Consider the following 24,464-nt stretch of genomic DNA (forward strand, 5'->3'; position numbering starts at 1 on the left):
CGCGGCTCCCATACCGATGAACCCGCCTCCATGGTTCTCCCTAAAGGATAAAACGCGGGTCTCTATCACCTTCTCGCCTGCGTAATACCCTCGTTTGATAGACCTACGCATTGGCGGTTATGTTGTCTTCCCAGCGTTTTAGAGGCGACACCGCTCCCCCGCCTTCGCCTCATTAACGGCACACGGAAACGTCCACGTTGCCTTTCTTTAGGCTGGTCAGCAGATGATCTGCGGGCGTGCTGTCGGTGATCACGCGATCGATCGACGACCAGGTGGCGTAGCTGGAAGGAAATGCCATGTCGAATTTCGAATGATCCACCACGACCATGCTCTGGTTCGAACGTTGGATCATGGTGTTATAAATAATGCCGCAATCGATCAGGGCTTCGCTTGGCCCGCCAGAGGTCACGCCGCTGGCGCCAAGAATGGCGTAGTCGGCGTAATACTGGTGCAGGAAATTCAGCGTTTGTCCGCCGACCATCGCCCCTTCCGAAGCGATGTAATCGCCCGGCGCGACGATGACCCGAATGGTGGGATTCATCGACAGCACGGTCGCCACCCCGAATGAGTGCGTGATGACGGTGATATCGCGGAGATCGACCGCCATCCGGCGCGCGACATGCACGGTCGTTGCCCCCGACCCCATCATGAACAGTTTGCCGTCGCGCAGATACTGCATCGCTTCCCGGGCAATGTGTTCACGCTCTTCCGTAAACAGGCGATGACGTTCTGTGACGGTAGGCTCTGTATTCATCGCCCGTACCGCGCCGCCGTAGGTGCGATTTAACAACCCTTGTTGGGTCAGCTCATCCAAATCGCGCCGGATGGTTTCCGTTGAAACCTGATGAGCCCGCGCCAGATCGACAATACGCAAACTGGGCGATTCACTCAGTTCGCTCAGTATGTTCTGCTGGCGTACTGTTTTCCTTTTTGACATTGACCGTCATCTCTCCTGATAAAACGTCACCGGAACGCCAGTATATCCGGCGCCGTCAGGCAACAAAAACGCAAAGCGCCGGTTATCACGTATTACCGCCGTTTTTTTAATGCTGTCGGCGGCGGCTCATGACGGCGGAGAATTTATCGATAAAAAAGTTGGCATTGCTGGTGCTGAAACACAGCGGAGGACGGATTTTCAGGCTGTTGCCATACGCCCCCGCTGCCCCGATCAAAATGCCCTCTTCTTTGAGTTCATTGATCACCCAGCGCGCCAGCGCCATGTCCGGTTCCTGGCTATCCGGGTGCCGGAATTCGACTGCGTTAAACAACCCCGCTCCGCGCACATCGCTTATCGCCGGATGAAGCTTCGACAGGCTGCGCAGCCCGGCTCGCAGATAGTGGCCGCAGCTATCCGCGTTGGCCAGCAGCGCTTCTTCCTGAATCACCTGTAACACGGACAGGCCGGTGGCCGCGGCCACCGGGTTGCCGCCAAAGGTGTTGAAATACTCGGTTTGCTGACTGAATCGGTCGAGCAGTTCCGGTCGTGTGATAACCCCGGCCATTGGGAAACCGTTCCCCATCGGCTTGCCGAGCGTCACAATATCCGGCACCACGTCATGGCGCTGGAAGCACCAGTAATGCGAGCCCGTGCGGCCGAAGCCGGGCTGTACCTCATCAGCAATGAAGACGCCGCCGTTTGCCCGAACGCGCTCGACGGCCTGACCGAGGAACCCCGCGGGCTCGGCGTAAACGCCATCGCTTGAGAAAATGGTATCCACCAGCAAAGCGGCACAGCCGAAGCCGTCCGCATTCAGCGAATCGATGGCCGCTTGCACCGCATCGGCAAAGACCTGCGCCACCGGCTGTCCTGGCTGCGACGTATTGGCATCCGGCGCCGGCACCGTGCGGACATAAGGCGGCAACTGAGGCCGTTTATGCCCGGATGGCGACACTTCCATCACCGCCGTGGTATTACCGTGATAGGCCGTTTCGGTCACGATGATGCCCTGCTTGCCCGTCGCCATTCTGGCGATACGCAGCGCGATATCATTACTTTCGCTGCCCGTGCAGGTGAAAATGACGTTGGTGAGCGGCGCGGGGAACGTCGCCAGCAGCGCTTCCGAATACTGCTCCAGCACCGGGAACAAATAGCGGGTGTTGGTGTTGAGCAACCCGGCCTGACGGCACATAGCTTCCACCACGCGCGGATGACAGTGGCCCACGCTCGGCACATTGTTATACATATCCAAATAGCTGTTGCCCGCCGCATCGAACATCCAGACGCCGCGCGCGCTGACCATTTCAATCGGCTGCTGGTAGAACAATACCGACGAAGCGCCCTGCGTGTGTTGGCGACGAACAATCTGTTCGGTCAGCGCCGCATCGAGCGTCACGACATCGCTTTTCTCGAAGCGATTGAGGCCGAGAATCTGTTTTTTCTCTTTCATTGCGAAGGCTCCTGCTGCGCGCTCCGCGCGACGCGTTGTGTCTGTCCACGCAGATACTGCCGGGCCAGCGCCACGGTGCCTGCGGGATAATCGGCGGCTAACTGCCGGGCGGTGGGGGTTTCGGCATGACTGGCGATCCAAGCGCTCAACTGAAGCCGACGCAGCATGACCAGCGTGGGCAAGATGGCCTCGTCCTGAGGGTCAAGCGGACGGACGCTCCGATAGCCTTCCACCCATGCCGACTGGTAATCCGCCAAGAGCGGATCGTTTTCGATGAAACTCACCGCGGTCGCGAAGTCCCAGCCAAACCAGCAAATACCGCAGTCATCAAAATCGATAACCGTCATCTTATCGCCGTCCACCAGCAGGTTAGCAAGTCTCATGTCGCTGTGTACCAGCCCGAAGCGGTTCGGTGAGCACCCATAGTCGTCTAGCCGCGTTTCCAGCACGGTTTCGGTCTCTTCCAGCAGGGCGAGATCATCAGGCGCAAATTCACTCAGGCAGCGCCAGTCCCCCCAGAGCGCCTGTTGGCCAATAATGGTGTCAAACGTCCATACCTTGCGGGTGAAGGTCGACGGCCTTTGCCAACTCAGGCTATGCAGATGCAGGCGGGCCGCAATTTGCCCCAGATGGCGATACCACGCAGACAGATCGCACGCGCTATCCGGCTCCGCGCCGGCGATAAACTCAAACGCCACCACAAAGGTCTCAGCCGTTTCATCCGCCAGCCGCGCCACGCGTTCGCCATCCAACTGTGGAAGCGGCGCCGCCACGTCGATAACCCCGCTGCTTTTCAGAGCCAGCAGCCAGTCGAGCTCGGACACAATTTCAGCGTGGTCGCAATAATTGGGCCGATGCACACGCAAAACCAAGCGGTGACTGGTGATCGCATCCGTCACCAGAAAAGTGGCATTTTCGGAAAAGGTCAGCAGCGCGAGATCAGAACCTTCACTGACGCCCCATCGAGGCAATTCTGCGCGCAGTAACCGGCTGATAGTCTCTATATACGTTTCGTCATAAAGCATTAGTGAACATCCAACAACTGACAGAAGTACAACATTTTTATGTTGAAGCTGGATTTTATGCAAGAACAACGACAAAAATAGTTATCATCCAATACAACCACTCCAAATATAACCTTTTATATTAATGGCTTAATAGAAAATATGATCACTAATAAGATCAGACGCCCCGCAATGGGGCATGTTTTGTATATTATCGGCTATTGCGTATAAACCGCAGCCAGAAAAACCCGATAAAATAAATATAATCAACAATATAAAAATCCCCTTATCGCACCAAAACAGCTCACCATTAAGTCGCAGATTAAACCTTGCGAAAACCCAGCAAATAATGTTGATCATTCAACATTTACGTGATTATTCTTTATCGACATTGGCAATCGTTTCCCGGCGGCATCTGTGAAAAGCGGCGGAGCGATGATTCCCTACACAGCCCGGTCTGACGTAAGCAAGGAGACCCACATGTTCGACGATATACGCGGCAAGAACGTACTGATTACCGGTGGCAGCAGCGGCATTGGGCTGGGGCTGGCGCTGAATTTTGCTCGTCAGGGGGCCCATGTGGCGATCACCGCAAGAAATGCGGCCAAGCTGGAGTCCGCCCTCCAGCATGCCAGCGCCACAGGCGTGAACCTGACGGGCTATCTCTGTGATGTGAGCGTGGCGCTACAGGTGAAAGAGACCGTTGCCCAGTGCGCGGAGCACTTTGGCGGGCTGGACGTGCTGTGTTGCAACGCGGGCATTTTCCCTTCCGCGCCGCTCAGCGAAATGACGGAAGCGCAGTGGGATGAAGTGCATGCGGTGAACAGTAAAGGCACTTTTTTGTGCGTGCAGGCCGCCATGCCGTGGCTCAAGACCGCCGGCCACGGTCGCATCATTTTGACCTCCTCCATCACCGGCCCCGTCACCGGTTATCCGGGCTGGGCGCACTATGCCTCCAGCAAGGCGTCCCAGTTGGGTTTCATGCGCACCGCCGCGTTAGAGCTGGCGAAAGATCGCGTGACCATCAATGCCATCCTCCCTGGCAACATCGTGACGGAAGGGTTGGCCGACATGGGAGATGACTATATTGCCGCGATGGCGAAGTCCGTCCCCCTGAATCGCCTCGGCAGCGTTGACGACATTGCCGCCGCCGCGCTGTTTTTTGCCTCTCAGGCGTCCGGGTATATCACCGGGCAAACGCTGATTGTGGACGGCGGCCAGATTCTTCCCGAATCCTTATCCTGCATTTCCTGACGGAGTGGTCATCGCATGAGTAATCAAATAATGACTCACCTGGCCGGGAATGACGCGGGTACCCCGCCGATCCGGCGCCTGCGCCCCAACGCCGTCGGACTGACCGGCGTCTTGTTTATGACCGTCGCCACTGCCGCGCCCATCACGGCGATGCTGGGGAATGTCCCCATCGCGGTGGGGAGCGGTAACGGACAGTACGCACCCGCGGGATTTCTGGTCGCGACGATCATTCTGGCGCTGTTCGCCGTCGGTTATGCGCAGATGGCGAAGTACATCACGGCCACCGGCGCGTTTTATGGCTTCATCTCTCACGGGCTGGGACGCGTCATCGGTATGGCCGCCGGGGTCGCGGTGACGCTCACCTATATCGTGTTTGAAGCGGCGCTGGTCGGCATTTTCGCATTCTTCTGCGAAGACTTGGTCCACGGGCTGTCCGGGATACAGGTGCACTGGATCGTCTTCGCGCTGGGCATGCTGGTGGCGAACGGCGTCCTCAGCTACTTCGATATCTCGCTCACGTCGAAAATGCTGGGCGTCTGTCTGGTGCTGGAAATTATCATCCTTACCGTCGTGGCGGGCGCGGTGCTGTTACACGGCGGCGGGCCGCAGGGCTTTGTTCCTGAGTCGATCAACCCATTGAAGGCGTTTACGCCCGCGCTGGGCGTATCGGGGGCGAACGCCGGTATCGGCCTGTTCTTCGCCTTCTGGTCTTGGGTCGGGTTTGAATCCTCCGCCATGTATGGCGAAGAGTCGCGGAATCCGAAGAAAATCATTCCGCTGGCGACACTGCTGGCCGTGATTGGCATCGGCCTGTTCTATGTGTTTATTTCCTGGATGGCGATTGCCGGGACAGGCCCGGAGAAAGCCATCGCGCTGGCGCAAGACCCGAATCAAGCGGCTGAAATTTTCTATGGCCCGGCGCGCCAATACCTGGGCGAGTGGGCGGTTTCCGTGTTCAAAATTCTGGTGATCACCGGCTCCTTCGCCTGCGGGATGGCCTTCCACAACTGCGCCGCGCGCTACCTCTATGCGCTCGGACGGGAGAATCTGTTCCCACGTTCAGGCAACACGCTGGGCCTGACCCACCCCAAACATGGCTCGCCTCATGTCGCGTCGACGGTGCAAACGCTGATCGCCAGCGCCATCGTTCTCCTGTTCCTTATGGCGGGGAAAGATCCCTATGCGGATATCTACACGCTGCTGGCGATACTCGGCACGATGGGGATCATGATCGTTCAAGCGTTGTGCGCCTTCGCCGTCATCTTCTACTTCCACGCGCATGCGGAAAACCGCAAGAACGGCCACTGGTTTAAAACCTTTCTGGCGCCGTTACTGGGCGGGATTGGCATGCTTTACGTCGTCTATCTGCTGTTCGCCAATATGGATTTCGCGGCCGGCGCGTCAGCCAATTCACTGTTCTACAAAGCGATTCCGTGGATTGTGCTAGCCAGCTTTGTCGTCGGTGCCGCCATCGCCACCTGGTTTAAGCTTTTTGATCGTCAAAAATTCCAGGTGATTGGCCGCATCGTGTTGAATGACGAAAAATAGAGGGCCGGATCATGTCTGATAACCCACGTCTTGTTCTGCTCAACGCGCATCAACTTTCCGCGTTAATCAGGAATAAAGACATCTCCTGTCGGGAAGTGATGGCGATCTATCTCGACCATATTGAAGCGTTTAATCCACAGATTAATGCCATCGTCAGCCTGCGGGAAAGATCGCGGCTGCTCAGAGAAGCGGAAGATAAAGACCTCGCCTTGGCGAAGGGCGACTATCAGGGCTGGATGCATGGATTCCCTTTGGCGGTGAAAGATCTGGCGCTCACGCAAGGGATCCCGACTACCCGGGGATCGCGGATTTTCGCAGAGGACATTCCCGAGAAAGACGCCCTCATCGTGGAAAGAATGAAGCAGGCGGGTGCCATCGTGATCGGTAAAACCAATACGCCGGAATTTGGGCTAGGTTCTCAGACCTATAATTCGGTGTTCGGCGCGACGGGCAATGCCTATCACCCGGCGTTGACCGCAGGAGGCAGCAGCGGCGGCGCGGCGGCGGCACTGGCGATGTACCTGCTGCCGGTGGCAGACGGCAGCGACATGATGGGCTCGTTACGTAACCCCGCCGCCTTCAATAACGTCATTGGCTTCCGCCCTTCGCAGGGCTGCGTTCCTCTAACGGAGAGCAACGAGCTGTTTATCAACCAGATGGCGTATGAAGGTCCGATGGGGCGCTGCGTCAAAGACGTTGCCCTTCTGTTGGCCACGCAGGCCGGTCGGGACGATCGCGCGCCGCTATCGCTGAACGTCGATGCCGAACAGTTTACCGCCTCGCTGGAAAGCGACTGTACCGGTCTGCGAATCGGCTGGCTGGGCGATCTTCAGGGCCACCTCCCCTTCGAAGACGGCGTATTGCCCCTGTGTGAAGCCGCGCTGAGCACGTTTTCTTCGCTCGGCTGCGACGTGAGCGACGTCGTGATTGATATGGATTTCGACTCGGTCTGGAACGCGTGGTGTACGCTGCGGCACGCGGCCGTGATGCACAATCTTTTCCCCCTCTACGCAGACCCCGAGAAGCGGACATTCCTGAAACCGGAAGCGCTTTGGGAAATAGAGAACGGGCTGGCGTTAAGCGCGATGCAAGTCATGCAGGCGTCGGCGGTCAGAACGCAGCTCTACAGAAAATTGCTCGCGCTTTTCGATGAGGTGGACTTCCTGATACTACCGAGCGCGCAGGTTTTTCCCTTCGACAAACACCGCCATTGGCCGGACACCCTGTCAGGCCGGACGATGGACACCTATCACCGCTGGATGGAAGTCACCATCCTCGGGAGCCTTTCCGGCTGTCCCATCGTGAATATGCCGGCCGGATTTAATCCATCAGGGTTGCCTACCGGGCTCCAAATTATCGGGCGTCCTCAGCGCGATATGGCGGTGCTGCGGCTGGCTCAGGCCTATGAAACCGCCACGCAATGGACCGCAAAGGTTAAACCGCCGGCCATTAACGACAGCGAATTGATTCACGATTGATTTCATTTATTCACCAGAGGGGATCACAATGAGCAGCCATAAAAAAATTATCGCAGGCACCATCGGCAATATACTCGAATGGTATGACTTTCTGATTTATGGCTTCTTCGCTGCGGTGATCGCCAGACAATTCTTTCCGGCCAATGACGAATACAGTTCGCTGCTGATTTCGTTAGCGACCTTCGGCGTGGGCTTTTTTACCCGACCAATTGGCGGACTGGTGATTGGTTTTTATGCGGATAAATACGGCCGGAAGAAAGCGCTACAGCTCATCATCTGGCTGATGTTTATCGCGGTCGCGATCTTTGTCGTGACCCCGTCCTATCACCAGATTGGTATTACAGCCCCGATATTGATCGTCATCGCGCGTCTTATTCAGGGGTTCGCGACCGGTGGCGAATATGCCAGCTCAACCTCCTATCTGGTGGAAGGCTCAGACGACAATAAGAAAACGTTTTACGGTTCCTGGCAATTATTCGGGCAGTGTCTGGCGGTGGTGCTGGCATCGATTATCTCAATGATTATTTTCAAGGTGTTCAAAGAGAGTCTGGACAGCTGGGGCTGGCGAATTGCGTTTGCCATCGGTCTGATTATTTGTCCGGTCGGGCTCTGGATTCGAAATAACCTCTCTGAATCCGACGAGTTTATTCAGCAGCAATCCGAGGAAACCCTGCCAGGCGATAAAAAACGGCTGGATGTCAGAAAAATCATCCTCGGATTTTGTCTGGTGGTCAGCGGAACGGTGGGCTTCTACGTGTTGTTGATTAATATGCCGAGCTTCGCCAGTAAACAGCTAGGCATGCCCATCACCAGCGTACTGACCATCCAAATCGGCATCGTCAGCCTGATGGCGATCATCATTCCCCTGTTCGGCATTCTGGCGGACAAAATCGGAAGAAAGCGCGTGTTCCTCGTCGCCACTATCGGCTACTTCGTGATGGTGCTGCCGCTGTTTACCTGGGTGATTCATTCTCCCCAAATCAGTCATATGCTGATTATGCAGCTGGTGCTGGGCATCTGTCTGGCCGCGCAATTTGCCACCATGCCCACCATGCTGACATTGCTGTTCCCCGTCGAGAACCGGGTGACCTCGTTATCCATCAGTTACAATCTGGCGACCATGACCTTTGGCGGATTCTCGCCGTTCATCGTGGCCTGGCTGTCGCATAGTTGGGGCGCGCCTGCCCCGGCGTATTACATGTTTGCGGTGTCTGCCATCAGCCTGGGGGCCGCGATTTGTTTTCCTCGCGACGAGAAAAAAGCGCAGCCCATGGTGGCCAGCGAGTGGACGCACTAACGATGATCGACTGGGGCCATAGAACGGACGATATGGCCCGTTTTATTCAGCGGCGCTGACATAGTAAGAGGCATATTCAAGACCGTGGTGATGGATACAATGGATCTGTTCGTCACTCCATTACTGCCCGACCGTCGTCGGTTGCGCCCGAACAAAATGGCTCGGCGTTGCACCGAACATTTTCTTAAATTCTCTCGAAAAATAGGCGGGATCGCTAAATCCCCAGCGGTAGGCGATATCACTGACCGAACCGTGCCTCGCGCCTCGGTCTCGCAAGGTTTCCGCGCACCGGTTTAACCGCGCCGTTAACAGATAGCGACCGAATGTGTGACCTTCCCGTTGAAATAACATGCTGAGGTAGCGAGGCGTGATTTTAAAACGTTGGGCGACCGCTTTAAGGTTTAAATCCGGATCTGAGAGATTGTCGTTAATCAGCATTTTTATTTGTAAAAACAGCATACTGGCCGTCGTAGACTGAGCCGAATGACTGCGATGATCGGCGATAATCGTCGCCAGCAGATCCATCGCCTGATCAATCAGCCGCTGCTGGTGCTGTTTAGGCAATTCATCCGGCAGATTAAACAAGCCATCGAGAAAACTCGCGGTCAGCCCACTGAGCGGATGCGAGCCGCCGAAGCTCACCGCGGTCAAGTCGTCCACCCGCCCTAAGCGACGCTGTAAATGCAGTCGGGGAAATTGCACCACCAGTTGCTGAAACTCCCCATTCAGGTGCAGTTCGTAAGGCGCGCGCGTGTCGTACAACGCGAATTCGCCACGGCCAAGCGTCGCCTCTCGCCCACCCTGAACGACGCCTGTCCGACCGTGTCTGACCATGCTCAACAGGATGACATCATCGCAATACTGATGTAGCCGACCTTGAGTACGCGTCACCGTCTGCGGCGCGCCCTGCACATTGACCAGCGCAATATCCGATAGCGCGCGCGACTGTAATCGCCCATGAAAATCGCCGTCGCCGATCCGGCACTCTAACGGTACGAAAGTCTGGCTTATCGCTTCACGCCAGTAGCTGTGACGTTCTCTGGCAAGCACCTCTCCGGTATCAAACACCTTCATGCGGCAGCTCCATCGTGTTGTTCCCCACGCGGCGGAAGCTGCAAGTTGTGTGCCATCGGGAGTTCCTTCTCAGTCAAGAGTGACTTCCTTCTGGTCATAACGCGCGAAACACCGTTCCCCTTATAAAAAACAGCGAACACATCGTTATTTCAACGGAGAGAGGCACCCCTGATGAATCGAGCTATCACCGTCGCCTGCGTACAGGCCGCCCCGGTATTTATGGATCTCAATGCCACGGTGGATAAGACCATCGCCCTGATCGAAGAGGCCGCACAGCGTGGCGCCGAGCTGGTGGCTTTCCCGGAAACGTGGATCCCGGGCTATCCCTGGTTCCTGTGGCTGGACTCCCCTGCCGCCGTAATGCCGTGGGTTTACCGCTATCACCAGAACTCGCTGACGCTGGACAGCGAGCAGGCGAAACGCATCGCGGCAGCGGCGCAGGCCAACAATATCTGGGTTGTGCTGGGATTCAGCGAGCGTGATAACGGCAGCCTGTATATCGCTCAGTGGATAATCGACAACCAGGGCGAAACGGTCGCAACGCGTCGCAAGCTGAAAGCGACTCACGTCGAACGTACGCTGTTTGGCGAAAGCGACGGTTCCTCCCTGCGCACCTTCTCCACGCCGCTTGGCACGCTGGGGGCGCTGTGCTGCTGGGAGCATCTCCAGCCGCTGACGCGCTACGCGATGTATGCCCAACATGAACAAATCCACATCGGCGCGTGGCCCAGTTTTAGCCTCTATCAGGGCGCGACCGCGGCGCTGGGTCCGGACGTCAACGTAGCGGCGTCGCGTCTTTATGCCGCCGAGGGGCAATGCTTTGTGCTCGCGCCCTGCGCCATCGTCTCGCCGGAGATGATTGAGCAGCTCTGCACCGATGAGACCAAACGCCAGCTGCTGAAAGTCGGCGGCGGCCATGCGCGAATCTTTGGACCGGATGGCGGCGAACTGGCGACGCCGCTGCCGGAAGACGAAGAGGGACTGTTGATGGCGACGCTGGAGCCCGCCGCGATCACCTTTGCCAAGGCTGCCGCAGATCCGGTGGGGCATTACTCGCGCCCGGACGTCACGCGACTGCTGTTTAACTCCGCCGCTAACCCGACCGTGGTCAATCTCGCCGTCACGCCTCCACCGGAAGCGGACGAACCGTTTCCGGCGACCACGGCGGAATGGGTCGTGCTACCGGAAAGTCAGGGCTAACAGACCGAGGCTCCGACACGATCGGAGCCATCCTTGCGATATCTAATAAAAACAAGTTTCTGAACAGGGGGATAATCATGAAATTAGCCGTCCGGCAGTATCAACGAATGGCCCTTTTCGTCTTAGTGAGTGGCGCGGCGATGAATGCGGCGCAGGCGCTGGAATTTTCGCCTGGCGACTATGAAATGCTGCCGGACAACGCCACCTTTTTTCTGACGTATTTACAGTACAATCATAGCGATGCTTATTATTCTCAAGGCAATAAGGCGGCGGGCGACAATAAGCTCAAATCAGAAGTCTCGATGTTACGCCTTATCCATGCTTATCATCCGATGGAAAATGTCAGCATCCAGCCACAGGTCATTCTGCCGTTTGGCAACGTTACCGCCTATGGCGATAGCCGCGCATTGGGAGACGCCTCCGGTATCGGCGATGTCGTCGTTGGCTCCCCAGTCGTCGTCAATATGGATCCCGCGGGCACCAACGTTTTGGCCCTCGGTCCCTACATTTATCTGCCTACGGGTCATTACAACAACGATAACCCATTGAATATGGGTGAAAACCGCTGGCGTTTCTTGCTTCAGGCCGCGTGGATTCACCACTTCACTCCTCACTGGGCCTTCGATACCGGCGCCGATGTTTCCTGGGTCACGCCTAACGACGACTACGGTGCGTCAGGGCAGACATTAGAACAAAAACCGCGTTACGAATATCAAGCCTATCTGCGCTATGACTTCACGCCGCAAACGCGGGTAGGTTTCGGCGGCGGATGGATTACGGGGGCAGAGAGCAGCGTGGGAGGAGTGAATCAGCGCGATCGCCTGAATACCACCTACGCCCGTATCTCTGCCTCGCACTTTTTTACGCCATCGGTGCAATTGCAGGCGGTCTTAGGGCGAGATCTGGATGTCAAACAAGGATTTAAACAGGATTTGAACGCCACGTTGCGTTTAGGCGTCCTGTTTTGATTTTTCATGACAGGTGAACGTTTTCGAATGCACTGACCTTAGCTGATCATCATCGGAGGACTCAACATGACTCGTCAACACCCCGCAGAACCCAGTCAGGACACCCTGTATACCCGTCTTGGCGGATACGATGCCATTCATCAATTTGCGGGCGCGGCCCTCAAAAAAGCGATGGCACATCCCAAAATCGGGCATATCTGGGCCATATGTCAGAATCCACGTTCCTCAAGGAACATATCAATTTCGTTGATTTTCTGGCCGTACACTGGGGCGGCAACGCGGTATATCGCGGCCGGGATATGGTGACGGCCCATCGTGGAATGGGTCTGACCGAAGAGCACTGGCAGGCCATGTTCGACTGCCTTGAAGCGTGTTACGAGGATTTCGACGTCCCCCATGATCTGCGTGAAGAGATCACCGCCACGTTCATGTCATTCAAACCGGTGGTGATTGGCAGCCCCTCCTATCGTGACGTCGTGCTGTCGCACCCGGAGATGGATGTCACCAAAGGCATGAAAAGCGTTGGCGTGGAGTGGCCTTCGTCCAACGATGCCGACACCCCCACCGATCCGCGATAAGCCTCGGTAATCCCCTACGCATTGCGTGTCACTCCGCGCATGACGCCAGTGGATCGGGGCTGAGTCCGGGCCGCATCGCCGACAGAGCATCAGCGCCTCCCAGTGCTGACCCGCGTTTGAACCGCGGTCGCTTACAGGCCCGCGCAGATCGTGCTGCGCGGGCCTGATTTCCGTTGAAAGCGGCGCCTCAGAACGTCTGCAACGCACGCCATACCCGCTCCGGCGTTGCGGGAAGGTCGAGCAGATGATGCGGCCCTTCATCCCGTCGCGCGACGGCATCCTGCAACGCGCACCAGACGGCCATGCCGAGCATAAACGGCGGCTCGCCCACGGCTTTGGAGCGGAACACGGTTTCTGCGGCGTTGCCCGTATCAGGCAGAAGCTGCACGCGAAAATCGTGCGGGATATCCGCGACCGTCGGGATTTTGTAGGTCGCGCCGGTGTCCGTCAGCAGCCGCCCCTGCTCATTCCACACCAGCTCTTCCGTCGTCACCCAGCCCATGCCCTGCACGAAACCGCCTTCCACCTGCCCGATATCCAGCGCCGGATTCAGCGAAGCGCCCGCATCGTGCAGGATATCGACGCGCTTGACCTGATACTCGCCGGTCAGCGTATCCACCGCCACTTCCGCACAGGCCGCGCCATACACAAAATAATAAAACGGCTCTCCGCGTCCCGCCTCGCGATCGTAATGAATGCCCGGCACCCGATAGTATCCCGTGGCCGACAGCGATACCTGATTAAGCCACGCCAGATGCGCGACCTGCGCAAACGTCAGATGCTGGCTGCCTGCGCGTATGACGCCATTATGAAACGCGACGTCCGACGGTTCACAGGCATACAGGCGGCACAGCAGTGTGACGAGTCGCTGCTTGATGATTTCCGCCGCCTGCTGGGCCGCTTTTCCGTTTAAGTCCGCGCCGCTGGACGCCGCGGTCGGCGAGGTATTCGGCACTTTCCCCGTATGCGTGGCGGTGACCTGAATCGATGCGATATCGATTTGCAGCACCTGCGCCACGATCTGCGCCACCTTGGTATTCAGCCCCTGCCCCATCTCCGTACCGCCGTGATTCAATTGCACGCTGCCATCGCTATACACTAGCAGCAGCGCGCCAGCCTGGTTGAGAAACGTGGCGGTAAACGAAATGCCGAACTTGATGGGCATCAGCGCCAATCCGCGCCGCCACGTTGCGTGACGGGCGTTAAAAACCTCAATCTCCGCACGGCGCTGACTGTACGCGGCGCTCTGCTCCAGCCGCGCGGTGATCTCGTTCAGCAGATTTTGTCTGACCGGCTGGTAGTAGTGGGTCACATTGCGATCCGCTACCCCGTAATAGTTACGCTTGCGGACCTCCAGCGGGTCCAAATGCAGGGTACGCGCGATATGTTCGATGACCTGTTCAATCGCCGCCATCCCCTGTGGGCCGCCGAAGCCGCGAAAGGCCGTGTTGGAAACCGTGTGCGTGCGGCAGCGGTATCCGGTAATGAGCGCATCCCCCAGATAATAGGCATTATCCGCGTGGAACATGGCGCGATCGACAATCGATCCCGAGAGATCCAACGAATGGCCGCAGTTTGCCGCCAGATCGATCCTCACGCCGCTGAACACGCCATGGTCATCAATGCCCACCTCATAGCGCACGAAAAAACCGTGGCGCTTGCCGGTGATACGCATATCGTCGCGCCGCGACAGACACATTTTTACCGGTCTTTCCGTCACACGCGCGGCAATCGCGCATAAACAGGCGACGGCCGCTCCTTGAGACTCCTTGCCGCCGAAAGCGCCGCCCATACGGCGCATTTCCACCGTGACTTCGCTTTGGCGAACGCCGAGCACCGAGGCGACCAGCTTTTGCACCTCGGTCGGATTCTGGCTGGAGGCGTAGACCGTGACCGTCTGATTTTCGCCCGGACACACCAACGCGGACTGCGTTTCCAAATAAAAGTGCTCCTGTCCGCCGACGTGGAACTCGCCCGTCAGGCGGTGGGTCGCGCGGGCCAACGCCGCATCGACATCGCCGCGTCGATGTTCAAAGGGACGCTCGACATAGCACTTTTTTTCCAGCGCGTCTTTCACGTCCAGTATCGGCGTGAGCACCTCGTAGTCGATCACCGCCGCCTGCGCGGCCCGTCTGGCGGCTTCGCGGGTTTCCGCCGCGACCACCAGCACCACCTGTCCGGCATAGTTCACTTCGCCATCCGCCAGCAGCAGGTCGCCCGGCGCCAAAGCGCCGATATCCGGATTCCCCGGGATGTGTTGCCGGGTGACGACCGCCACCACGCCGGGAATGCGATAGCAGGGTTCGACGTCCAGCGACCGAATACGCGCGTGGGCGTGATCGCTCAAACGCGGGCAAAGATGCAGGACGCCTTCCGGTTCGGGACGATCGTCGATATAGCGCGCCTCGCCGCTGACATGTTGCTCCGCGCTCTCGTGAACGCGGCTATCCCCCACCGCGCCGGGCAGCGGCTGGCGGAATTGCGCTTGCAGCGCGGTTTGTTCAGGCTGTGAAGGATTATGCGACATGGGGGACGGCCTCCGTTTCGGGCGCTTCGCCTTGCATCCATTCGTAGTAACGCAGCAGCAGATTTTTGGCGATCTGACGGCGATATTCGGCGCTGGCGCGCGCATCGCTTAGCGGCGTGAAGTCCTGCTCCAGCGCCTGACAGGCGGCGGCGACCGTCGCCCGGTTCCACGGCTGATGCAACAGCGCCTGCTCACAGCGCTCGGCCCGCCGGGGGATCGCATCCATTCCCCCGAAGGCGACGCGCGCCTCGGCGACCCTTCCGCGCTGGAGTTGCAGTGAAAACGCGCCAAAGACAATGGAAATATCGTCGTCTGCTCGCTTGGAGACTTTCCACGCCTGAAAATGATCCAACCGCGGACCGCGCGGGATCCTCACCTCACGAATAAATTCGCCCTCCTCTAACGCGGTGTGGCGATAGGACAGGAAGAAGTCATGCAGCGGCAGCGTGCGGGTTCTCTCCCCTTGTTGCAGCAGCAGTTCGGCGTCCAGCGCCAGCAGCATCGGCGGGGTATCGCCGATGGGCGAAGCATTGGCGATATTGCCGCCTAACGTGCCGCGATTGCGAATTTGGCGTGAGGCGAAACGACGTAGTACCTGCGAAAACGCGGGGATCGACGTCTCCAGTAGCGTTTCGCACTGCGTGATGCTCATCCCCGCGCCCAGATAAAACGCGTGTTCATCCGTCCGCCAGCGGTGAAGCTCGCTCACCTGATCCAGATCGATGAAAGGCGCGCCATCGTCAGCCGCTTGCGCGATCTCCAGCATCAAATCGGTCCCGCCCGCCAATAGCCGGGCCTGCGGATAGCGCTGATAACAGTCGGCCAGCTGGTCCAACGTCGCGGGAATAAAGCAGTCGCGCGCGCCCTGAGAGAGCGTCTCTACCTCTGTCTGAGACAGCGCCGCCAGCCGCGCAACGGTCAAGGCTTCGTCACGGCGAAAGCTGTCTTCTGTCGGATGTTCGCACAGGTAGCGGGCCGCGGACATAATCGGCCGATAGCCGGTACAGCGACACAGGTTTCCCGCCAGCGCCTGTTCGGCTTCCGCCCGATCCCACCCCGAGCTCTGCTTTTGCAGCACGAACAGCGACATCACCATGCCCGGCGTACAGAAACCACATTGGGAAGCATGCAGATCCACGACCGCCTGTTGCACGGGATGCAGCGCCCCCTGCTGCCGAAGATCCTCAACGGTAATCAGCTGTTTACCCTGCAACGCGCTGACCGGCATCAGGCAGGCGCTGGCCGTCTCATAATGCAACCGTCCCTGCTCTACCCGACCGAGCGCCACGGTGCAGGCGCCGCAATCGCCCGATCCGCACCCCTCTTTGGTGCCCACGCGACGTCTTCGCTGTCGCAAATACGCCAAGACGGTCATGGCAGGATCGAGATCGCGTTCAACCACCGGCGTGTCATGCAATAAAAATTGGATCATGCGGTTTTATCCTGGGTTATCAACGGATGATGTCTTAATAGGAGCAATTCCCATACCAAAATAAAAACCGCATCTTTATTTCATTTATTTTCTGAAAGGCAAACGATTGCCAATTTAAGAAAATAATCGCACCGAATTCACGCATTAGGACGCCGATAACGCGATCATTTCCGCCCTGAATGTTATGCACCATGAAATGGCATTCTGGCATGAATATGCCCATATAAAGTGCATGGCTATATAATATTTCTGACACCCATAATGACGAAGAAAATAAATAGACCACATCGAATACGAGAGTAACCGACAGACGGCCGGCGTTGCTACATGGGGTTAACACGTGTGAAATGGCGGCCTCTAACCCGTCAGAGGCACAAAGAGATAAACATCAAAAAAAAATAAAACAGACCACATCCATCCTCCTACTGAATCGGGAATCGCTGGGTGTGACTTACAATAAAAAATAAGGTCTGACGATTAATTATCATAGCGAATTAATAATTAAATCAATAATACTTCGATATTGATGTTAATAACCCCACCCGATATAAAAACACGGAAAAAATAAAAAACCCTCCGCGTTCACGAAGGGTTTATCGGGTTTTAAATATAGCGAGTAACGCGGTGATACTCGATTTATCCGCCTAAGTTATCCATCCGCTGCCACAATTTCTTCGCTTCCCGTCGGGCATGGAAATAGATTTCCTCGACGTCGAAAGGAAAACAGCGATCCTCATACACCATATTGCCCGCCACCATGACGCTGTGTACGCAAGAGGAATTGAGCCCAAACGCCAGATGACCGGCCAGATTCTCTGCGCACAGCGGCGTCGGCGACGGGTAATCCAACAGGGTTAAATCCGCCTGATACCCGGCGGCGAGCGCGCCGAATGAGGCCTGAAAATTACGCTCCAGCAGCAGATTGCCCTGATGCAGAAAGCGCATGAAGCTGTCCGGCCACAGCGTGCCGCCCGCATCGCGGTGTTTGAAGTAGGCGAATTTCAGCTCTTCGAACATGTCGGCGCCGATACCGTCCGTGCCGAGCGCGACGTGGCGATACTCGGCCAGACGCGGATTGTAGCCCACCTGATTGTTCATGTTCGAGCGCGGATTGTGCACCAGAAAAGCATCCGCATGGTTGATTACCGCGACATCCTCGGCGGAAAGACAGAGGCCGTGCGCAATCAGGCTTTTCTCGTTAATCAGGCGCGCGCGCGCCAGTCTGACCATCGGGTCAACGCCATAGTGGTGATGACTGTGCGAAACATCGTAGCGATCTTCCGCCACGTGCAGATGTAGCCCGCGCCCCGTCACCTGCACGGCGTTCTCCAGCAATGCCAACCCGGCATCGCTGAGCGTAAAAGGCGCATGCGCACCGATATGCGCTTCCACCAGATAGGGCGTTTTCCCGGACTTTTTATCCAGATCGATACGATGCGCAAAGCGGATGTTCTCTTCCACCCCGCGACGCAGTTCATCCAGCCCACCGTTTCGGTCCGTCGTTTCATAACAGGTCATGCCGCGCAGACCGGCGGTCAGAAATCCCCGGCGCAGAATATCCAGCGAACCGGCAATGAGCGACGGCGACGCATGATGGTCAATCACCGCCGTACAGCCTTGCTTGATGGCCTCCAGCGAACAGACCAGCCCGCTGTAATACAGCGACTCCTCGTCCAGCGCGCGATCCAGTTTCCACCACAGATTCTTGAGCGTTGAAATGAAGTCGGGACAGGGGTCAATGCGCGCCATCACGCCTCGCGCCAGCCCGGAGTAGAAGTGGTTATGAGCGCAAACAAGGCCCGGCATGACCAGCCGTCCGTTCATTTCTTTGACCGCCGCCGCCGGATAGCGCGCCGTCAGTTTGGTCCCGACCGCCGCAATCTCCGTGCCGTCGATGGCGATGTCCACGCCCTCATCCACCCGTGCAGGCGAAAACTGTACCGCAGTCGCATTGCGTAAAATCAGCATGAGTTACTCCTCCACCGCGCCAAGCAGATAGTGATGTTCTCGATAAACCGTTGAAATAATTCGGCACATATCGGCCAGTGCCGGTGGAGCGCTGGCGATAACGCCGTGCGGGTCTATCGCCAGGTGATAAATTTGCTGTTCGTGGCGCACCAGCACGCCGTCCTCATCCAGCATGAATCCGGGATTACCGCTGGCGGCAAAATCCTGCCGCAAATTGAAGATCGTGACTTTGTCCCGATACGGTTTCCCGTCCCACGGGCAGAACTGAGCGCAGTTGCCGCACTCATTGCAATAGGCATCAATGTGCAGCGTCTGAAAACGGTCACGAAAGCCGGGAACGGCAATCGAGATATTGGCGCGATTGGGGCAGACATCCACGCACTTGGCGCAGACGTAGTTGCATGACAGGCAGCGGGCGGCCTCTTGTTGGGCAAACGCATCTTGCTCATCGGCCCCGACCCGGCGCAGTGCTATCGTGCCTTTGCGACGGTAGATATCGTCAGGATCGGTATTCAGCCAGCGTTTGGCCGCGTGATCGTCATGCACATTTTCCCGGCGCAATATCTCATCCGCTGCACGCCGTGCCGCCCCCATCGCCGCGACAATCGACGCCGGGCCGCTGTGCGCATCGCCAATCAGAAAGACGTTTTTGCGTACCGTTTCCTGCGTCTGGCGGTTCACCGTCGGGATACCGCTCTCCGCCAGCGGAACGCCTATACGGGCCAGTGCCTCGTAGTCCGGCTCTTCCCCGATGGCGGAAATCAGCGCGTCCAGACACACCACATCAGTGCGTTCGGTCGCCTGCGGACGCGACCGCCCCAACGCATCCGGTTCGCCGGGCTGCATGATGCGTAGCGTCACCGTCCCATCCGCGTCAAAACGTTCCGGGCTGACCCAGAAGCGAAAATCCACGCCCGCGCGGCGCGCCTCCTCCACCTCCTCACGCCAGGCGGGCATCTCTTTTTCGCCCCGTCGATAGAGCAGCGTCACCTGCGTGACCCCGGGGACCCGCATCGCCGCGCGGGCGCAATCCATCGCGGTATTGCCTGCGCCAATCACCCCGACCGAACGCCCTAAAGAGAGCGGCTCCTGACGGTTAAAGCGCCGCAGGAACTGGAACGATGACCACACGGCGCCATTGTCTCCCGCCAGCGCCGCCTCCCGGCTGCGGTAGGCGCCGGTTCCCACGCACACAAAGGTATATCCCCGCTGGCGTAACGCCTCGACCGTCAGATCGTCGTCACAGCCATAGTGAAACTGCACGCCGTGCTGGGCGACGAAATCAATATCATGCTGGATTTTTTCCGCCGGAATACGGAACTGCGGCACGACGTGGCGCACCACGCCGCCCGCGCTTGGCTCCCGTTCAAACACGGTGACCGGATGGCCCGCCCGCGCCAGAAAATACCCCGTCGCCAGCCCCGCAGGCCCCGCCCCCAATACCGCGACCGGATGACGATGGCCCGAACCTGCCGGTCGACACCAGCGACGTCGATACTCCTCCCACCCTTTTTCTAACGCGATACGTTTGATGTCCCGGATTTGCAGCACGCTATCGTAGTCCAGTCGCGTACAGTTGGACTGACACTGATGATCGCAGATATGGCCGGTGATCGCGGGCAAGGCGTTGCGCTGGTAGATCAGCGCCAACGCATCCGCGTAGCGCCCCGCCCCTGCCAGACGCAGGTACTCGGGAATATCCTGATGGATAGCGCAGGCGCTCACGCACGGCGCGACGTAACAGTCGGAGGGCGGTAAGGCGCCGCCCGCCGCGATGGTATCGTCCTGTTTCCAGGACTTCTGATGGTACTCCGCCGTCAGCGCGGCACGCGCCAGAGTCTCTAACCGGTCGACATCCACCGAGGTCATGCCCCAGCCGGTCGAGGTTTCCAGTTCATGCGCACAGGCGGCCAGACGTAGGTATCCGCCCGGTTTGAGCAAATCCGTCGCCATCGTAATCTGGTGAATGCCGGTTTCATGAATGGCGCGGATAGTGAACTGGCTAGCCCCGCCGGAGTAAGAGATCGGCAGTTTTCCCTGAAAGTGGCGCGACAATACGGCGGCGACGTTGATGGAAAGCGGAAACAGCGCTCGTCCGGACATGTACATGTCCTCGTCGGCCAGACGTCGTTTGTGGTTGCCGACGCCCAGCGTGTTAGTGAGTTTGACCCCAAACGCCAGCCCCCGCTGATCCGCCAGAGCCAGCAAACGCTCCAGCATCGAGAGCGCCTGCGCCAACGGCAAGTCATGCAAAAAAGACGCTTCTTTCAGCGGGATGTCGTCAAACCCACAGCCATCCAGAATCTCACGCACCCGCGCGTAGCCGAGCAGCGTGGGGTTCAGCTTCACAAACGTGTGCAGCCTCTTCTCTTCCAGCATATAGCGGCAGATGGCTTCAATCTCATCAGGCGGGCATCCGTGCATGGTGGAGAGCGTCACGCCAGTAACCAACTGCGGAGTAATCCGCTCAGGCAGCGCCATCAGCGCAGGCCGTTGCGCCGGTGGGACGATATCGCGCAGCAAATCGACCTGCTCGACCCAGTGCGTCAGCGTCTGGCGATAACGCTGGAAGGCGGGAGTGTCGCCCGCATCCATCATCGTCGCGATAAAGGTTTGCATCGGCGCCTGTTGAATACCTGTCAGGTCATAGCCCACGCTCATATTGAAGATAAACGACCGCCCCTGCCCGGCGGAACGCGGCGCAAACAGACACTCCAGCAGCCACAGCGCGAACCACGCCTTGAGGTATTCATCGGCCGCTTTCTCCAGCGTGAACTCGGTAGACCATTCGGTGTTGAACCCTTCGTCCTGCGCATCAATACACGGTTTCTTCAGCTCAAGCCGGTCCAGAATCTGCACCGTTTTCAATTCAATAAAACTGCCGCCGCAGAGCCAGGCGGCAATAATATTTTGCGCCAACTGCGTGTGCGGCCCGGCCGCTGGCCCCACCGGGGTATCGCACACTTCGCCAAAGACGCCCATTTGCCGGGCCGGTTGACGGCGATAGAACTGGCGCTCAGGAATGCCGAAAATAGACCGGTTTTGCCGAAATTCAGCAAACATTCTTTCCAGCAGCTGCTCGAATGGAATGGGACGCATCACATCACCCACATTGCTCTCCTTTATTGTTTTTCTTGGAAAATCAAACGATACGACCACCGCATTACGCGGAAATAAGCGCACCAACGCGCCGGGATAACACCGGTCTCACGCGAATGTTTCGAATAGGAGCAATATGCAGGCCAGAAATTCGTCGGGGCCACATCGCGCCGGGACATCCCCCGTTTCCGCCGCCCTGCACGTCCAGAGGAAATATCGATGGCAAGCGCGCCGTGCCGTCCTCTTTCCGGTTCAGCGCAACGTTTTGCAAATAGAGAGACGAATTTCTCATTTTGAGAAAATGAGCCGGGCTTTCTCACTGCGCTATAGCGTCTTTTTTGTCCGCCGCACCGCTCACCCTTAGGCTCAGGTCACGGGCACAAAATTTGCATTACCTGATCATCACCCATGACTTACGCGAGGTACGGAATGCGCCTTTTTACTCATGCAGCGGAACTGGAAAAGAACAACCGCGCTTTTGCGTGGATTCAAATCGTGGAAAGCCGCGGCTCGACGCCCCGCCACAGCGCCAGCATGCTGGTCGATGAAGACGGCCACTGCGTCGGTACGATTGGCGGAGGAATGGTGGAGCGGCTGGTGCTGGAAGAGGCGAAAGAGGCCCTGGCGCAGGGGGCGTCCCGCCTGTTCAGCGGGCGCATGGCGCGTCAGGGCGAAGGCGCGGTCGGTTCAGACTGCGGCGGCGCGATGAAAGTCCATATCGCGGTTCAGCCTCGTCGCCCGCAGCTGATCTTGCTCGGTGCCGGGCACGTCAACCGGGCTATCGCCGTGGCCGCCGCCCCGCTTGGCTTCGAGATCACGCTGGTCGATACCTGGCAGGATAATCTTGAACACCCCGATCTGTCGACGGCCAGCCGTCGGTTACTCGCCGACAGCTTTACCGACGGTATCCGACAGTTGACGCTGGACGACCACTGCTATGTGGTCATTGCCACCAATCATCAGGATAAAGAGGCGCTGACACAGACGCTCGGCAGCCCGGTCCGTTATCTGGGGCTGCTGGCCAGCCGCCGCAAGCTCCAGACTTTTCGCGCGGATCTGGAAAAAAGCGGCGTCGCAGCCGCCGATCTGGCGGCGCTGCGTTCGCCCATCGGGCTGGATATCGGCGCCGAAACGCCGGAGGAGATCGCCATCAGCGTACTGGCGGAACTTCTGCAGGTGAAAAACGGCGCCAGCGCGGCACCGTTGCAGTCGACCACGCTGGCGGTGGTGTCAACCTAGCGCGTCAACCGGCGGCGCGCTAAATGGCTGACGATGCAAAAACCGTCCATGCCCGGCGCGGCCGGAAAAAACGCCGTCCCGCCAGACGATCTCTCCCCGACTCAGCGTCATGATCGGCCACCCTTGGCAGGCCATCCCCTCGTAAGGGGAGTTGTCGCCGTCATCATGCATGTCCTCATGACGCAGCGTCACGCGGCGATGGGGATCAAACACCACCAGATCGGCGTCCGCATCAGGCATAAAACTGCCCTTCTGCGGCCAGAGTCCGAAGAGCTGCGCCGGACGGGCGCTGGTCAGCGCCACAAACCGCTCAGCGCTGATTCGCCCCGTCGCCACGCCGTGGGTGTAAAGCAGCGCCAGCCGATTTTCCACCCCCGGCAGCCCGTTAGGGCAGCGGCTGAAATCCCCGTGGGATAGTGCATGACGCTGGCTCAGCGAAAAATGGCAGTGGTCGGTCGCGACCGTCGCAATACTGCCGTCTTCCAGCCCTTGCCACAGCGCCGCCTGCTCTTCCTGACCGCGCAGCGGCGGACTGAGAATATACTTCAGCCCCTCCGGTTCCAGATAACGCCGCTCGTCCAACAACAGGTACTGCGGACAGGTTTCGGCCCACACGGATTGGTGTTGACGTTGGGCCAGCCGCAGGTAGTCCAGCCCCAATCCATTCGACAGGTGGACGATATAGAGCGGCGCGTTGTCCGCCAGCGCCGCCAGATTGATCATGCGCGCTATCGCCTCCGCCTCGCAGGCGACCGGACGGCTCAACGCGTGATAGATGGGCGCCGTTTTCCCCTGTCGCAGCAGCGCCTCCCGACGCAGGCGGATCGCCGCATCGTTTTCGGGGTGTACCGTGGTGAGCGCGCCCAGCTGACGCAGGCGCTGCATCGCCCGTAATACCGCCGCATCGTCCAGCTTGTATTGGTAAGTCAGGTAGAGTTTGAAGCTGCTGATCCCTTCTTGCTCCACCATCGACACCATTTCGGCCAGAATCGCGTCGTCCACATGCTGCACCACGCCGTGGAAGCTGTAGTCGATTGTCGCCTGACCCTCCGCGTAGGCATGATAAAGCGCCAATTGGTGATGCAGGCGACAGCCCGGCGGCCCGAATCCCATGTGATCGATAATCGTCGTCGTGCCGCCACAGGCCGCCGCGCGGGTGCCAGCATAAAAATCGTCGCAGCTGCGCCCGATACCGACATCAATATTGAAATGGGTATGCACATCAATGCCACCCGGCATCACCTGACAGCCCGTGACGTCGATGACGTCCATTTCCGGCGTGATAGGGATATCCTGACCTCGCTGCGCAATGCGCCCCCGCTCGATCAGCAGATCTTCGCGGTATTGCCCTACGTGGTCGATCAGCGTGCCGCCCCTGAGTAACCGTTTCATCAGGCTCTCCTGTTGCTGT

17 protein-coding genes are annotated in these 24,464 nt (G+C 58.2%); 8 read left to right on the forward strand and 9 right to left on the reverse strand.

Features of this window, described 5'->3' with window-relative positions:
* Positions 1-172: 172 nt before the first annotated feature.
* The 3 genes from CKQ53_RS16450 to CKQ53_RS16460 form a co-directional block, all read right to left on the reverse strand.
* A complete protein-coding gene (locus tag CKQ53_RS16450) occupies positions 173-937 on the reverse strand; it encodes a DeoR/GlpR family DNA-binding transcription regulator (RefSeq protein ID WP_094117457.1) in 765 nt (254 codons plus the stop codon).
* 106 nt (positions 938-1,043) lie between these two features.
* Positions 1,044-2,387 carry an aspartate aminotransferase family protein gene (locus tag CKQ53_RS16455; protein ID WP_094117456.1) on the reverse strand — a complete coding sequence of 448 codons (1,344 nt, stop codon included), beginning with the start codon at positions 2,385-2,387 and terminating at the stop codon, positions 1,044-1,046.
* On the reverse strand, positions 2,384-3,412 hold the full coding sequence (locus tag CKQ53_RS16460; RefSeq protein WP_094117455.1) for a phosphotransferase enzyme family protein: 1,029 nt from the start codon (positions 3,410-3,412) through the stop codon (positions 2,384-2,386). The genes CKQ53_RS16455 and CKQ53_RS16460 overlap by 4 nt, the downstream gene beginning before the upstream one ends.
* Positions 3,413-3,871: 459 nt before the next feature.
* On the opposite strand from CKQ53_RS16460, the gene fabG reads away from it, so the two are divergent.
* Genes fabG through CKQ53_RS16480 form a run of 4 tightly spaced genes read left to right on the forward strand, consistent with a single transcriptional unit; the run spans position 3,872 to position 8,968 of the window.
* Complete coding sequence (fabG, locus tag CKQ53_RS16465) at positions 3,872-4,645, forward strand: 3-oxoacyl-ACP reductase FabG (RefSeq protein ID WP_094117454.1); 774 nt, start codon at positions 3,872-3,874, stop codon at positions 4,643-4,645.
* A 15-nt stretch (positions 4,646-4,660) separates the two neighbouring features.
* Entirely contained in the window at positions 4,661-6,193 is a 1,533-nt protein-coding gene (locus CKQ53_RS16470; protein WP_094117453.1) for an APC family permease, read from the forward strand.
* A gap of 11 nt (positions 6,194-6,204) precedes the next feature.
* Positions 6,205-7,671 carry an amidase gene (locus CKQ53_RS16475; RefSeq protein WP_118895188.1) on the forward strand — a complete coding sequence of 489 codons (1,467 nt, stop codon included), beginning with the start codon at positions 6,205-6,207 and terminating at the stop codon, positions 7,669-7,671.
* 28 nt (positions 7,672-7,699) lie between these two features.
* Complete coding sequence (locus CKQ53_RS16480) at positions 7,700-8,968, forward strand: MFS transporter (protein WP_094117452.1); 1,269 nt, start codon at positions 7,700-7,702, stop codon at positions 8,966-8,968.
* Positions 8,969-9,088: 120 nt separating this feature from the next.
* Here the strand turns inward: CKQ53_RS16480 and CKQ53_RS16485 are convergent, their stop codons facing one another.
* Complete coding sequence (locus CKQ53_RS16485) at positions 9,089-10,042, reverse strand: AraC-like ligand-binding domain-containing protein (protein WP_094117451.1); 954 nt, start codon at positions 10,040-10,042, stop codon at positions 9,089-9,091.
* Positions 10,043-10,213: 171 nt separating this feature from the next.
* Between CKQ53_RS16485 and CKQ53_RS16490 the strand changes: the two genes are divergently transcribed.
* From CKQ53_RS16490 to CKQ53_RS16500, 3 genes are all read left to right on the forward strand, one after another.
* Positions 10,214-11,242, forward strand: coding sequence for a carbon-nitrogen hydrolase family protein (locus CKQ53_RS16490; RefSeq protein WP_085650925.1), 1,029 nt, complete (start codon positions 10,214-10,216; stop codon positions 11,240-11,242).
* Positions 11,243-11,319: 77 nt separating this feature from the next.
* A complete protein-coding gene (locus CKQ53_RS16495) occupies positions 11,320-12,210 on the forward strand; it encodes a transporter (RefSeq protein ID WP_162896375.1) in 891 nt (296 codons plus the stop codon).
* Positions 12,211-12,416: 206 nt separating this feature from the next.
* The gene (locus CKQ53_RS16500; RefSeq protein WP_244200970.1) at positions 12,417-12,788 is read left to right on the forward strand and encodes a group I truncated hemoglobin; all 372 of its coding nucleotides are present in this window, start codon (positions 12,417-12,419) and stop codon (positions 12,786-12,788) included.
* Positions 12,789-12,975: 187 nt separating this feature from the next.
* Here CKQ53_RS16500 and xdhB read toward each other — a convergent pair whose 3' ends face one another.
* From xdhB to ygfK, 4 genes are all read right to left on the reverse strand, one after another.
* Positions 12,976-15,315 (reverse strand): xanthine dehydrogenase molybdopterin binding subunit, encoded by a 2,340-nt coding sequence (gene xdhB / locus CKQ53_RS16505; protein WP_094117450.1) that lies wholly within the window; start codon positions 15,313-15,315, stop codon positions 12,976-12,978.
* Positions 15,305-16,747, reverse strand: a complete 1,443-nt coding sequence (gene xdhA, locus CKQ53_RS16510; RefSeq protein ID WP_094117449.1) for a xanthine dehydrogenase small subunit — start codon at positions 16,745-16,747, stop codon at positions 15,305-15,307. The genes xdhB and xdhA overlap by 11 nt, the downstream gene beginning before the upstream one ends.
* A gap of 636 nt (positions 16,748-17,383) precedes the next feature.
* Complete coding sequence (gene ssnA, locus CKQ53_RS16520; RefSeq protein WP_094117447.1) at positions 17,384-18,715, reverse strand: putative aminohydrolase SsnA; 1,332 nt, start codon at positions 18,713-18,715, stop codon at positions 17,384-17,386.
* Between the two features lie 3 nt (positions 18,716-18,718).
* Complete coding sequence (ygfK, locus tag CKQ53_RS16525) at positions 18,719-21,826, reverse strand: putative selenate reductase subunit YgfK (RefSeq protein ID WP_094117446.1); 3,108 nt, start codon at positions 21,824-21,826, stop codon at positions 18,719-18,721.
* 417 nt (positions 21,827-22,243) lie between these two features.
* Between ygfK and CKQ53_RS16530 the strand changes: the two genes are divergently transcribed.
* Positions 22,244-23,053, forward strand: a complete 810-nt coding sequence (locus CKQ53_RS16530) for an XdhC family protein (protein WP_094117445.1) — start codon at positions 22,244-22,246, stop codon at positions 23,051-23,053.
* Here CKQ53_RS16530 and hydA read toward each other — a convergent pair.
* On the reverse strand, positions 23,045-24,445 hold the full coding sequence (gene hydA, locus CKQ53_RS16535; RefSeq protein WP_094117444.1) for a dihydropyrimidinase: 1,401 nt from the start codon (positions 24,443-24,445) through the stop codon (positions 23,045-23,047). The two genes, CKQ53_RS16530 and hydA, sit on opposite strands and share 9 nt — an antisense overlap.
* Between the last annotated feature and the right edge of the window lie 19 nt (positions 24,446-24,464).

Source organism: Lonsdalea britannica (genome assembly GCF_003515985.1).
Lineage (GTDB): Bacteria > Pseudomonadota > Gammaproteobacteria > Enterobacterales > Enterobacteriaceae > Lonsdalea > Lonsdalea britannica.

What these genes read in the sequence shown, in the direction of transcription:
- CKQ53_RS16450 (WP_094117457.1), bottom strand. Translation starts at nt 937, where the DNA reads ATGTCAAAAAGGAAAACAGTACGCCAGCAGAACATACTGAGCGAACTG.
- CKQ53_RS16455 (WP_094117456.1), bottom strand. Translation starts at nt 2,387, where the DNA reads ATGAAAGAGAAAAAACAGATTCTCGGCCTCAATCGCTTCGAGAAAAGC.
- CKQ53_RS16460 (WP_094117455.1), bottom strand. Translation starts at nt 3,412, where the DNA reads ATGCTTTATGACGAAACGTATATAGAGACTATCAGCCGGTTACTGCGC.
- fabG (WP_094117454.1), top strand. Translation starts at nt 3,872, where the DNA reads ATGTTCGACGATATACGCGGCAAGAACGTACTGATTACCGGTGGCAGC.
- CKQ53_RS16470 (WP_094117453.1), top strand. Translation starts at nt 4,661, where the DNA reads ATGAGTAATCAAATAATGACTCACCTGGCCGGGAATGACGCGGGTACC.
- CKQ53_RS16475 (WP_118895188.1), top strand. Translation starts at nt 6,205, where the DNA reads ATGTCTGATAACCCACGTCTTGTTCTGCTCAACGCGCATCAACTTTCC.
- CKQ53_RS16480 (WP_094117452.1), top strand. Translation starts at nt 7,700, where the DNA reads ATGAGCAGCCATAAAAAAATTATCGCAGGCACCATCGGCAATATACTC.
- CKQ53_RS16485 (WP_094117451.1), bottom strand. Translation starts at nt 10,042, where the DNA reads ATGAAGGTGTTTGATACCGGAGAGGTGCTTGCCAGAGAACGTCACAGC.
- CKQ53_RS16490 (WP_085650925.1), top strand. Translation starts at nt 10,214, where the DNA reads ATGAATCGAGCTATCACCGTCGCCTGCGTACAGGCCGCCCCGGTATTT.
- CKQ53_RS16495 (WP_162896375.1), top strand. Translation starts at nt 11,320, where the DNA reads ATGAAATTAGCCGTCCGGCAGTATCAACGAATGGCCCTTTTCGTCTTA.
- CKQ53_RS16500 (WP_244200970.1), top strand. Translation starts at nt 12,417, where the DNA reads ATGTCAGAATCCACGTTCCTCAAGGAACATATCAATTTCGTTGATTTT.
- xdhB (WP_094117450.1), bottom strand. Translation starts at nt 15,315, where the DNA reads ATGTCGCATAATCCTTCACAGCCTGAACAAACCGCGCTGCAAGCGCAA.
- xdhA (WP_094117449.1), bottom strand. Translation starts at nt 16,747, where the DNA reads ATGATCCAATTTTTATTGCATGACACGCCGGTGGTTGAACGCGATCTC.
- ssnA (WP_094117447.1), bottom strand. Translation starts at nt 18,715, where the DNA reads ATGCTGATTTTACGCAATGCGACTGCGGTACAGTTTTCGCCTGCACGG.
- CKQ53_RS16530 (WP_094117445.1), top strand. Translation starts at nt 22,244, where the DNA reads ATGCGCCTTTTTACTCATGCAGCGGAACTGGAAAAGAACAACCGCGCT.
- hydA (WP_094117444.1), bottom strand. Translation starts at nt 24,445, where the DNA reads ATGAAACGGTTACTCAGGGGCGGCACGCTGATCGACCACGTAGGGCAA.